The organism is Rahnella sp. AN3-3W3, assembly GCF_003263545.1.
GTDB classification, from domain to species: Bacteria; Pseudomonadota; Gammaproteobacteria; order Enterobacterales; family Enterobacteriaceae; genus Rahnella; species Rahnella variigena.
The window spans coordinates 60,916-71,925 of the sequence record NZ_JYDG01000104.1 but is presented as its reverse complement, the minus strand read 5'-3'; the positions used below and the strand labels follow the sequence as shown (position 1 = coordinate 71,925).

Genomic DNA, 11,010 nt, shown 5'->3' with positions numbered 1-11,010 from the left:
TTATTTGTCATGAGTTAAATACTATGTTTTTAGTCGATTCCCACTGTCATCTCGACAGCCTTGATTACAATGAGCTGCACTCCGGCGTGGATAATGTGCTGGAAAAAGCCCGTGAACGTGACGTGAAATTTATGCTGGCGGTGGCGACCACATTGCCAGGTTATCGCGCGATGACACAACTGATTGGTGACCGTCCCGCCGTCGCATTTTCCTGCGGTGTGCATCCGCTGAATATTGACGATGGCTATGATTTCGCAGAACTGCGTGAGCTTGCCGCCAGCCCGAAAGTGGTGGCAATGGGTGAAACCGGTCTGGATTATTTTTATCAGAAAGAAGCGCATCAGCTGAAACTGCAACAGGATTCATTCCGCGAGCACATCCGCATTGGCCGCGAGCTTAACAAACCGGTGATCGTCCATACCCGTGATGCCCGTCAGGATACGCTGGATATTCTCAAAGAAGAGAACGCAGGGGAGTGCGGTGGTGTTTTGCATTGCTTCACCGAGGATCTGCCGACGGCAAAATTCCTGCTGGATCTGGGGTTCTTTATCTCGTTCTCAGGGATTGTGACTTTCCGTAACGCTGAAGCGTTGCGTGAAGTGGCCCGTTATGTACCGCTGGATCGATTGCTGGTGGAAACTGACTCACCGTATCTGGCACCCGTACCACATCGTGGTAAAGAGAACCAGCCTGCTTATGTGCGTGACGTTGCCGATTACATGGCCGTGCTCAAAGGTGTGAGTGTGGAACAGCTGGCTGAAGCGACCACTGCAAACTTTTCACGATTATTTCACATCGATACTTCCTCCCTGATCTAACCTTAGGCTTAGTCATATACGCCAGATTTATTTTACACCTCGTAATTAATCACCAGAATGAGGTATCGTGGCCCCGTTTTTTGCGGGGTCACCGGCGTTTATTTCGGATTAAATGTTGTAAATCGTGGGTTTTTTAAACGCTCTCACTGCATTTTTCAGAAAAACGTGACTGCCATCAAACATTAACAAAGGGAATTATTTTACCCTGCGTAAAAATTAAAAGGGGTGCTCAGACACCCGATAGCAAAGGGCTGTACGACCTTTTGCAAAGCGGCTAGTTATCAGGCTAAACCGCATGAAGTATCAAAAAGCATCATTACTCAGGAGCACACTCAATTATGTTTAAGAACGCGTTTGCAAACCTTCAAAAGGTCGGTAAATCGCTAATGCTGCCAGTATCCGTACTGCCAATCGCAGGTATCCTGCTTGGTGTCGGTTCTGCAAACTTTAGCTGGCTGCCAGTGATCGTTTCCCATGTTATGGCCGAAGCCGGTGGTTCCGTCTTCGCTAATATGCCTCTGATCTTTGCTATCGGTGTGGCGTTAGGCTTCACCAACAACGACGGTGTTTCTGCACTGGCGTCCGTTGTGGCATACGGCATCATGGTGAAAACCATGGCAGTTGTTGCACCACTGGTTCTGCATTTGCCTGCTGAAGAAATTGCAGCCAAGCATCTGGCGGATACCGGCGTACTGGGCGGTATTATCTCCGGTGCGATTGCGGCATACATGTTCAACCGTTTCTACCGCATCAAGTTGCCAGAATACCTGGGCTTCTTCGCTGGTAAACGTTTCGTGCCAATCATCTCTGGTATGGCAGCGATTATTCTGGGTGTGGTTCTGTCCTTCATCTGGCCGCCAATCGGTACAGGTATCCAGACCTTCTCACAATGGGCTGCTTACCAGAACCCGGTTGTGGCATTCGGTATCTACGGCGTTGTAGAACGTGCGCTGGTTCCGTTTGGTCTGCACCATATCTGGAACGTTCCATTCCAGATGCAAATCGGTGAGTACGTGAACTCTGCGGGTCAGGTATTCCACGGCGATATCCCACGTTACATGGCGGGTGACCCGACTGCGGGTAAACTGTCCGGTGGCTTCCTGTTCAAAATGTACGGTCTTCCAGCGGCGGCTATCGCTATCTGGCACTCAGCAAAACCTGAGAACCGTGCAAAAGTCGGCGGCATCATGATTTCCGCTGCACTGACTGCATTCCTGACCGGTATCACCGAGCCAATCGAATTCTCCTTCATGTTCGTTGCGCCGATTCTGTATGTGATCCACGCGATCCTGGCCGGTCTGGCATTCCCAATCTGTATCCTGTTGGGTATGCGTGACGGTACCAGCTTCTCGCACGGTCTGATTGACTTCATCGTACTGAGCGGCAACAGCAGCAAAATCTGGCTGTTCCCAATCGTGGGTGCGGTGTATGCCGTGGTTTACTACAGCATCTTCCGTTTCCTGATTGCGAAACTGGATCTGAAAACCCCTGGCCGTGAAGACTCTACCAGCGAAACCACAGCGCAAGGCGGTTCTGAAATGTCTGCTTCTCTGGTTCAGGCTTTCGGCGGTAAAGACAACATCACTAACCTCGATGCCTGTATTACCCGTCTGCGCGTCAGCGTAGCGGACGTCTCCAAAGTTGATCAGGCTGGCCTGAAAAAACTGGGTGCGGCAGGTGTAGTGGTTGCTGGTTCTGGTGTTCAGGCGATTTTCGGTACCAAGTCTGACAACCTGAAAACTGATATGGACGAGTACATGCGTAACCATTAATGGTGAGCAATGTCTGGTTCTGAGAAAGGAGGCTTCGGCCTCCTTTTTTCATGCCTGCGATTTGGAGGAGCGGTTGCCGCTGCCTCTCGCTGGCGCTTTCTGCGTCAATTAAGCATCAAAAAGCGTAATCAGGTTGAAAGGAATGGAAATTCTAACCCATACTGCGTACAACGCTTTTTACTTTGTTAAGGACAGTTAAGATGGCCGAAGAGACAATTTTCAGCAAAATTATTCGCCGTGAAATTCCCGCAGATGTGGTTTACCAGGACGAACTGGTAACTGCATTCCGCGATATTTCTCCTCAGGCGCCAAGCCACATTCTGATCATTCCGAATACCCTGATCCCGACAATGAATGACGTTGATACCACGCATGAAGCCGCGCTGGGCCGGATGATGACGGTTGCCGCTAAAATTGCTGAACAGGAAGGGATTGCCGAAAGCGGTTACCGCCTGATCGTCAACTGCAACCGAGACGCGGGTCAGGAGGTTTATCATATCCATATGCATCTGGTCGGTGGCCGTGCATTGGGTCCATTGCTGTCACGTCAGTAAGGGTAAACATGCGTTTCCTGATGGCATTATTGCCGGTAATTTTGTTGACAGCCTGCAGCAGTAAGCCAGGCATTGCGCTCAATAATCAGCAAAGAGTGGTCATGGAGTCCCCCGTGCTGACGGCGGGTATTATCCCTAGTTCGCCATCCGTGTCTGATTCCGGTGGGCAGAAAAAAGCCACCAGTACACTGGATAATAACCAGCCACATCCTGTCACCTTGCATTACCGTTTCTATTGGTATGATAAGCAGGGACTGGATTTATTACCGATTGCCGAATCCCGGACCGTCACCGTGCCAGCCAACAGCAGCGTTGACATAAGTTCACTTAATGGCAATCTCGATGCGTACAGTGTGCGCATGTACCTTTATCTCTAAATTCCCGTACGGAGAAGGTTGATGAAAAAGTATTTTCTCATTGTGGCAATGGCCGCTTTGATCCTTGGTGGTTGTACTTTGCCAAACCAGCAACAAACCCAGCAGCAAGAACAACCACAGCAACCGCAACAGCCACTGCCGCCGGTCAATCCGCCAGTGCCAGAGCAGCCACCGGTTCAACCGGTTCCACAGCCGCCAAAATTCGCGAATATCGACTGGACGGCGACCGTTCAGCCGATGCTGGCAAAAATGCTGAAATCCGATGGTGTGCAGTCCGGCAGCGTTTTGCTGGTGGATAGCGTGAAAAACAGCACTAACGGCTCGCTGCAGATGGCCAAAGCGACGGATGCCCTGCGTAATGCACTGGCGAACAACACCACTTTCCAGGTGGTTCCGGCAGATCAGGTGTCTTCGGCCAAACAGTCACTGGGATTATCGCCGGATGACAGCCTGGCGTCGGTCAGCAAAGCCATCGGTCTGGCAAACATCGTGAAGGCCCAGTACGTGCTTTACAGCACCGTGAGCGGTGATGTTAAAGCGCCGACCATGTCGATGCGTCTGATTACCGCACCAAGTGGCGAGATCGTCTGGTCAGGCCGTGGTGCAGTCCAGAATTAACGCTGAGCTTCTGCAATCAGAACTACAACAGCTGATCGAAAAACATTATCCGGCGGTGAAAACCGCCGGATTTCGTTTATTACCGGTCGCCGGACTGACAGGGGAAAGCTGGAAAATCTGTTCGCCTGCCGGTGATTTACTGGCGCGGCATCAGTCTTTTGATAAGCGGATTGCGGGCGCTGACCGGCGACGAGAATCTGCGATTTTGCGGCATGTCGCGCGGCAAAGATCAGGCCCGTGTGTCAGACTTTATTCGCCGCCGTGGCTGATTGTTGACTGGATAGAAGGTACGCCGCATACGGAACAGACCTTCGCAACGCCCGCCACACAGCAGTCACTGAGCCGGACGCTGGTCAGGCTGCACCAGTTACCGCCTTCAGGCTACCGGCTGGATTTGCAGCATCAGTTTGCACGTTACTGGCAACATATCGACCGGCGCAGACTCACGCCGCGCTGGTTGCGTTTACATCGCAAGATGATGTCGCAGACACAGCCCGTGCCGCTGAAACTGGCGCTGGTGCATATGGATATCCACGCAGGAAATGTATTGCATACGCCAGACGGCCTGCGGTTGATTGACTGGGAATACGCGGCGGATGCGGATGTTGCCCTGGAGCTGGCTGCGATTGTTCGCGGCAATGGCTGGAGCACACAGCAGCAAAATGTTTTTCTGCGTGAGTACATCAACGCGGGTGGCTATCAGGATATTTCTCTTTTGCAGCAGCAGGTTAACCGCTGGATCCCCTGGGTCGATTACCTGATGCTGATGTGGTTTGAAGTGCGCTGGCAGCAGACCGGCGAGCATAAATACCGTGAATGGGCGCAACCGTTGCGGCCGTGACAATCGTCTGAAAATAAAAAGGAGCGTCCATTTTGTTAGGACCTGTAATGCTGGATGTCGTTGGCTTTGAGCTGGATGCCGAGGAACGTGAAATTTTGCAGCATCCGCTGGTCGGCGGGCTGATTTTATTCACCCGAAATTATCATGACGTTGATCAGTTGCATGAACTGATCCGCCAGATCCGCGCCGCGTCCCACGACCGGCTGGTGCTGGCGGTGGATCAGGAAGGTGGACGCGTGCAGCGTTTCCGTGAAGGCTTCACCCGTCTGCCTGCCGCGCAGTCTTTTGCGGCCCTGAATGCGCCGCATGAAGCGAAGCGCCTGGCACAGGAAGGCGGCTGGCTGATGGCGTCAGAAATGATTGCTATGGATATCGATATCAGTTTTGCGCCGGTTCTGGATATCGGTCATATCAGCGCGGCCATTGGCGAGCGTTCGTTCCACGCCGAACCGCAGAAAGCGCTGGATATGGCAGAGCAGTTTATTCTCGGCATGCATGCCGCGGGGATGAAAACCACCGGTAAGCATTTCCCGGGACATGGCGCGGTCAGTGCGGATTCTCATAAAGAAACGCCGCGTGACGATCGCCCGCTTGAGGTGATCCGCGGGCACGACATGGCAATCTTCCGGCAGCTTAATGAACGTAAATTGCTGGATGCCGTCATGCCAGCCCATGTGATTTATACCCAGGCTGATCCGCGTCCGGCAAGCGGTTCACCTTACTGGCTACAGGAAATTTTGCGCAAAGAACTGAATTTCAACGGTGTGATTTTCTCCGATGATATTTCGATGGAAGGTGCCGCGATTATGGGCAGCTATCCGGAACGTGCTCAGGCTTCTCTGGATGCCGGTTGCGATATGATCCTGGCCTGTAACAACCGTCAGGGCGCAGTGAGCGTGCTGGATAACCTGTCTCCGGTCAAAGCTGAACGTGTTGCGCAGTTGTATCATCGCGGACTGTACAGTGGAAAACAGGCCCGTCAGGACCTGCAAAATTCCAGTCGCTGGAAAGACGCAAACCGTGAACTGACCGCGCTCGACGCCCGCTGGCAGGAACATAAAGAAACTGCCCGGTAACGTTTTTCAGTCCGCGTAAGGGTTTCAACGCACATTCAGGATGAGGTAAACGATGATTATCTATTTACATGGCTTCGATTCAACCAGTCCCGGTAACCACGAGAAAGTGTTGCAGCTACAGTTTATTGATCCCGACGTCCGTTTCATCAGCTACAGCACGCTGCATCCGCGCCACGACATGCAACATTTGCTGAAAGAAGTCGATAAAGTGCTGCATGAAACCACCGACAAAAATCCGCTGATTTGCGGTGTCGGGCTCGGCGGGTTCTGGGCTGAACGTATCGGTTTCCTGTGCGGTATCCGCCAGGTGATGTTCAATCCGAACTTATCGCCGCAGGACAATATGACCGGGAAAATCGACCGTCCCGAAGAGTACGAAGACATCGCGACGAAATGCATCAGTGATTTTCGCGAGAAAAACCGCGACCGTTGTCTGGTGATTTTATCCCGCGAAGACGGTGTGCTCGACAGCAAGCAAACCGCTGAGAAACTTCATCACTATTACCCGGTTGAATGGGATGAACATCAGAGCCATAAGTTCAAGGACATCTCGACCCATCTTCAGCGGATCAAAGCGTTCAAAAACATCGCCTGATTTAACATTTCATTTCTGCAATATTTAAAAACCACTGCCCGAAAGCAGTGGTTTTTTTATTTGGTTCATTCCGCGGGATGAAATCATTTTTCCGCCTGTTTTTCCTCTAACCTGCTGATTTAAATCCGTCAAAATACGTGCCATTTCCCTAAGTCAAATTAGCCAAATGAATTTAAATTGACCTATATCAATTTTGGTATGACCAAATCACCACGCGTGATATCCTCCGTCTCAGATACCGATTTAACTTAAGCAACCCCATGTAATATAAGGATAATATTTTTACTCTTATATAACAATTGGTTCACATTTGAGGGGGTCATTTTGACATCACCAATGAAGAAAATTGTGATTATCGGCGGTGGCGCCGGCGGTCTGGAACTGGCAACCAGCCTGGGCCATAAACTTGGCCGCAAGAAAAAAGCGAAGATCATTCTGGTCGATCGCAACCATAGTCATTTGTGGAAACCCCTGTTGCACGAAGTGGCGACCGGTAGTCTGGATGACGGCGTGGATGCGCTGAGCTATCTGGCTCATGCCCGCAATCACGGCTTTACCTTCCAGATTGGCTCACTGACTGATATCGATCGCGAAAATCAGACCATCAAACTGGCTGAAATCTGCGACGAGAACGGCGAAATGCTGGTGCCGGTACGCGACATTGCGTACGACACTCTGGTGATGGCGCTGGGCAGCACCTCTAACGACTTCGGTACGCCGGGCGTGAAAGACAACTGCATCTTCCTGGATAACCCGCATCAGGCGCACCGTTTCCATAACGAAATGCTGAACCTGTTCCTCAAGTTCTCTGCCAGTTCCGATAAGCAGAAGAAAGTGAACATCGCGATTGTCGGTGGCGGTGCGACCGGCGTTGAGCTGTCTGCTGAGCTGCACAATGCGGTCAAACAGCTGCACAGCTACGGTTTTGAAGGTCTGGACAGCGAAGCGCTGAACGTCACGCTGGTGGAAGCGGGTGAACGTATTCTGCCGGCGTTGCCACCGCGGATTTCTGCGGCGGCACATAATGAGCTGACCAAACTGGGCGTGCGCGTTCTGACGCAAACCATGGTTACCAGCGCGGATAAAAACGGCCTGAACACCAGGTCCGGCGAATTCATTGATGCCGATCTGATGGTCTGGGCGGCGGGGATTAAAGCCCCTGATTTCATGAAAGAGATCGCCGGTCTGGAAACCAACCGTATTAACCAGCTGGTGGTGGAACCGACGTTGCAAACCACACGCGACCCGAACATCTATGCGATTGGTGACTGTGCGTCCTGTCCACAGCCGTCCGGCGGTTTCGTGCCACCGCGTGCTCAGTCAGCACACCAGATGGCCTCCCGCTGCTTTGCAAACATCATGGCGCAGCGCAAAGGGCAGAGCCTAAAGCCTTACGTCTATAAAGACCATGGCTCACTGGTTTCCCTTTCACGCTTCAGTACTGTCGGCAGCCTGATGGGTAACCTGATGCGCGGTTCTATGATGGTCGAAGGGCGTCTGGCGCGACTGGTTTATATTTCGCTATATCGTATGCATCAGATTGCACTGCACGGTTACATCAAAACCGGTCTGATGATGCTGGTCGGTGGCATAAACCGCGTGATCCGCCCGCGTCTTAAACTGCACTGATTCCGTTCAGCGACGTTTTTTTGAACGTCAGCTGAATCGTTTCGTTCCTAAAAGCCTGTTAATTACAGGCTTTTTTATTTCTGATGCAATATTTAATACGTTACAGATACCCACACAGCACAAGATCACGTCACTATTACTTTGTCAGCTAAGAATCCTCCGAAACGCCCCTCAGACAGGTCATTTTCCTCACTTACAGATTTCGTCTTATTGTTTGCTTACGTTTTGGTATGCACTATTGACAATAAGTTTACAGACGGCGTTTCACGCACGCCGGACCTCAGATGTGTTGTTGTCCGCTGAGGAGCGCCCTTGAAAGGGCGAATTGCGTGGTAACATTTTCGGAGGAAGTCCTGTGAACAAGTCAATGTTAGCTGGGGTCGGAATTGGTGTGGCTGCGGCGTTGGGCATTGCTGGCGTTGCGAGCATGAACGTCTTTTCGTCTGGTCCGCAATTTGCGCAGGTTGTCAGCGCGACGCCAATCAAAGAGACCACGAAAACTCCGCGTCAGGAATGCCGTAACGTCACTGTCACTCATCGCCGCCCTGTGCAGGATGAGCATCAGATCACCGGTTCCGTACTGGGTGCGGTGGCGGGGGGGGTTCTGGGTCACCAGTTTGGTGGTGGCCGCGGACGCGACGTCGCGACGGTAGCCGGTGCGCTGGGTGGCGGTTATGCAGGTAACCGCGTACAAAGCAGCATGCAGGATAACGATACTTACACGACTCAGCAGCAGCGCTGTAAAACCGTGTATGACAAAGAAGATAAAACGCTCGGTTATGATGTGACCTATAAAATAGGCGATCAGCAAGGGAAAGTTCGTATGGACCACGATCCGGGCACTCAGATCCCGCTGGATAAAAGCGGTCAGTTGCAGCTTACCCGTTCGTAATCAACCGGTTAGTCTGTACAAAAAAGCCTGAGGCGTAAACCTCAGGCTTTTTTTATGGAATCAACCGTGCATTCAGTCCGTCGTGCTGAACTGCTTTACTCCATTTTTATGTTTAACGATATCGGCCATGACGGCCAGCGCGATTTCGGCGGGAGTTTTGCTGCCAATCGGCAAGCCTACCGGCGCGTGCAGACGGGAAAAATCATCTGCTGTGAAATCAGCGATGGTTTGCAGACGCTCACGGCGACGTGCGCTGTTGCGCTGCGATCCCATCGCACCGATATAAAATGCCGGGGTATTCACCGCTTCCATCAGGGTCAGATCATCCATTCTCGGGTCATGGGTCAGCGCAACAATGGCGGTATTCGCATGACAGCTTTTTTGCTCGAGATATTTAGCAGGAAACTGTTTTTCCAGACGAATATCCGCCTTCAGCGACGGCAGAAAGTTTTCCAGCACGTCCTCGCGGCACTCACATACCACCACTTCAAATCCCAGCGCGCAGGCAAAATCCGCGCAGTAAAGCGCGACACTCGACAATCCGGCAATCAGCAGACGCGGCGGGGCGGCCAGATGCAGGGTGATGCAATCATCATTGCGCATCACCTGAGTCGCATTATGATAATTCGTCAGTTCCAGATGATCGCAGGCTGCGGGCAGGGTAAGTGACTTGGTCAGGGCGTAATGTCCCGCCAGCGCCATGCCCATTCTTTGCAGATAATCCAAATTACATTGCGATGACGGCAAATACTCGATCAGCACATCCAGCGAACCACCGCACGGCAGGGCAATATTTGGCGTCAGACCGCCTTCTCCGTAACGCACAATCTGGCTGGCTTGCTGATATTCGCCTCTCGCTATGCGTTGCAGGAAATCCTCTTCGACACAGCCACCGGAAAGCGAACCGCAAAAATGCCCCCCGGCTGTTGCCACCATCAATGCGCCGGGCGCACGCGGGGAAGAACCGTAAGTGTTCAGCACCGTACAAAGCCAGACCGGCTGGTGCGCCAGCCATTCCATCGCCTGAGAAATAACCTGATTATCAAGATGCTGCATGCGGTTGTCCGTTCTGAAAAAGCGAAGATTTGGGGAGTTGCTCCGGCAGATCGATATCTGCGATCACTGCCGGATTGTTAAAATTCAGTCGTAAAACTTCGCGTCCGCGCAAAAGATCCCGCGCGCCATGATCGCCGCGTAACTGCAAAAGTCCCTCACGCAACGGCCGGGAAAAACCGACCGGATGGCCCGGCTCATTTTGCCAGTAAGGCCGTACCACCTGCGCCTGTTGCAGGCTTTTAGCAACCGCGGTGAAAACCTCTGCGGGAACAAAGGGCATATCCGCCAGATGAATCAGCCAGCCGTCCCATTCCGGCGTATCGCGTACGCCGGCAGCAATGGATTCACCGGTTCCGGCACTGCTGACGAGGGTAAACGGCACGGCTTTACGTGCGCAACTGGCCTGAACCTGCACATTTTCCGGACGGGTGACCACATGGACTGATAAACCGCTGCCGGTTAACTGATTCAGCGTGGTTTCAAATACTGTGACAGGATTTTCTGCTGTTTGACTCAGAACGGCATTGAGCTTGTTTCCCTCGCCACCGGCGGCAGAAAACCGCTTTCCTGACCCTGCTGCGAGCAAAATAATTCCGGCCATTTCGCTTCTATCCCTTCTGGTTATTGTTTGCGCAACAGAAATGAATTATCGCACTTTTTTGCGCTCATTTGTGAACAAGATATTAAAAATGTGTTTCTCATCATAGCTTATAAGGTTTTGCGTACCTATAATCGCCCGCGAAAAACAGGATTTTCAGAATATTAGAAAGTGCTGAACAATA

Annotated in this window: 12 protein-coding genes; 10 read left to right on the top strand and 2 right to left on the bottom strand. The window is 52.0% G+C overall.

Annotated elements, in window-relative coordinates; all coding sequences use genetic code 11:
- The first annotated feature begins 23 nt into the window (after positions 1 to 23).
- From UC15_RS22625 to UC15_RS22580, 10 genes are all read left to right on the top strand, one after another.
- Positions 24 to 818: a metal-dependent hydrolase gene (locus UC15_RS22625; protein ID WP_112291127.1), complete on the top strand. Its 795-nt coding sequence runs from the start codon at positions 24 to 26 to the stop codon at positions 816 to 818.
- Between the two features lie 338 nt (positions 819 to 1,156).
- On the top strand, positions 1,157 to 2,590 hold the full coding sequence (ptsG, locus tag UC15_RS22620) for a PTS glucose transporter subunit IIBC (RefSeq protein ID WP_112291126.1): 1,434 nt from the start codon (positions 1,157 to 1,159) through the stop codon (positions 2,588 to 2,590).
- 200 nt (positions 2,591 to 2,790) lie between these two features.
- On the top strand, positions 2,791 to 3,144 hold the full coding sequence (gene hinT / locus UC15_RS22615) for a purine nucleoside phosphoramidase (protein ID WP_112291124.1): 354 nt from the start codon (positions 2,791 to 2,793) through the stop codon (positions 3,142 to 3,144).
- Between the two features lie 8 nt (positions 3,145 to 3,152).
- Complete coding sequence (locus tag UC15_RS22610) at positions 3,153 to 3,521, top strand: YcfL family protein (RefSeq protein WP_112291123.1); 369 nt, start codon at positions 3,153 to 3,155, stop codon at positions 3,519 to 3,521.
- A gap of 21 nt (positions 3,522 to 3,542) precedes the next feature.
- Positions 3,543 to 4,139 carry a penicillin-binding protein activator LpoB gene (gene lpoB / locus UC15_RS22605; RefSeq protein WP_112291121.1) on the top strand — a complete coding sequence of 199 codons (597 nt, stop codon included), beginning with the start codon at positions 3,543 to 3,545 and terminating at the stop codon, positions 4,137 to 4,139.
- The gene (locus UC15_RS22600) at positions 4,123 to 4,980 is read left to right on the top strand and encodes a phosphotransferase (protein ID WP_112291234.1); all 858 of its coding nucleotides are present in this window, start codon (positions 4,123 to 4,125) and stop codon (positions 4,978 to 4,980) included. The genes lpoB and UC15_RS22600 overlap by 17 nt, the downstream gene beginning before the upstream one ends.
- A gap of 47 nt (positions 4,981 to 5,027) precedes the next feature.
- Positions 5,028 to 6,056 carry a beta-N-acetylhexosaminidase gene (nagZ, locus tag UC15_RS22595; protein WP_112291119.1) on the top strand — a complete coding sequence of 343 codons (1,029 nt, stop codon included), beginning with the start codon at positions 5,028 to 5,030 and terminating at the stop codon, positions 6,054 to 6,056.
- Between the two features lie 52 nt (positions 6,057 to 6,108).
- Positions 6,109 to 6,651, top strand: coding sequence for an alpha/beta hydrolase YcfP (ycfP, locus tag UC15_RS22590; RefSeq protein ID WP_112291118.1), 543 nt, complete (start codon positions 6,109 to 6,111; stop codon positions 6,649 to 6,651).
- Positions 6,652 to 6,975: 324 nt separating this feature from the next.
- Positions 6,976 to 8,280 (top strand): NAD(P)/FAD-dependent oxidoreductase, encoded by a 1,305-nt coding sequence (locus tag UC15_RS22585; protein WP_112291116.1) that lies wholly within the window; start codon positions 6,976 to 6,978, stop codon positions 8,278 to 8,280.
- 355 nt (positions 8,281 to 8,635) lie between these two features.
- Positions 8,636 to 9,172, top strand: a complete 537-nt coding sequence (locus UC15_RS22580; protein ID WP_112291115.1) for a glycine zipper 2TM domain-containing protein — start codon at positions 8,636 to 8,638, stop codon at positions 9,170 to 9,172.
- A 72-nt stretch (positions 9,173 to 9,244) separates the two neighbouring features.
- On the opposite strand, the gene UC15_RS22575 is transcribed toward UC15_RS22580, so the two are convergent.
- Positions 9,245 to 10,228, bottom strand: a complete 984-nt coding sequence (locus UC15_RS22575; protein ID WP_112291113.1) for an XdhC family protein — start codon at positions 10,226 to 10,228, stop codon at positions 9,245 to 9,247.
- The gene (locus UC15_RS22570) at positions 10,215 to 10,829 is read right to left on the bottom strand and encodes an NTP transferase domain-containing protein (protein ID WP_112291111.1); all 615 of its coding nucleotides are present in this window, start codon (positions 10,827 to 10,829) and stop codon (positions 10,215 to 10,217) included. The genes UC15_RS22575 and UC15_RS22570 overlap by 14 nt, the downstream gene beginning before the upstream one ends.
- Positions 10,830 to 11,010: the final 181 nt, after the last annotated feature.